Source organism: Mesorhizobium sp. M7A.F.Ca.AU.002.02.1.1, assembly GCF_003998535.1.
Taxonomy (GTDB): domain Bacteria; phylum Pseudomonadota; class Alphaproteobacteria; order Rhizobiales; family Rhizobiaceae; genus Mesorhizobium; species Mesorhizobium ciceri.
Map to the genome: position 1 here is coordinate 1 of NZ_RZPB01001451.1, position 547 is coordinate 547.

At 67.6% G+C, this 547-nt stretch carries 1 pseudogene; it reads left to right on the top strand.

Annotated elements, in window-relative coordinates:
- Nucleotides 1-547, top strand: a pseudogene (locus EN879_RS38305) (cobalamin biosynthesis bifunctional protein CbiET); the annotation flags it as partial.

A 547-nucleotide genomic window follows, 5' to 3' on the forward strand; every position in this document is an offset into this window, starting at 1 on the left:
ATATCGAAACCGTCTCGCTGCACGGCCGGCCGCTCGACCTGATCCGGCCACTGCTGCAGCCAGGCGCGCGCATCCTGGCGCTGACCTCGGATGCAGAAGCCCCCGCGGCGATTGCCCGCCTGCTCGCGGAACTCGACTTCGGCGCATCGCGGCTGACGATCCTGGAGGCGTTGGGTGGGCCAAGCGAGACCCAGCGCTCGGTCCGCGCCGATGCCTTCGACCTCGAAAACCTCAATCCGCTCAACGTGCTGGCGGTCGAAGTTGAATCCGGTCCGGACGCGCGCGTGCTGCCGCTCACATCAGGCCTTGCCGATCACCTGTTCGACCATGACGGCCAGATCACCAAGCGCGAAATCCGCGCGATTACCCTGTCGGCGCTGGCGCCGCGGCGCGGCGAGTTGCTGTGGGACATCGGCGCCGGCTCCGGTTCCATCGGCATCGAATGGATGCTGGCCCACCCTTCGATGCGCACTTTTGCCATCGAGGCCGATCCGGTGCGCGCTGCCCGTATTGGCCACAACGCCGCCGCTTGTGGCGTTCCCGGCCT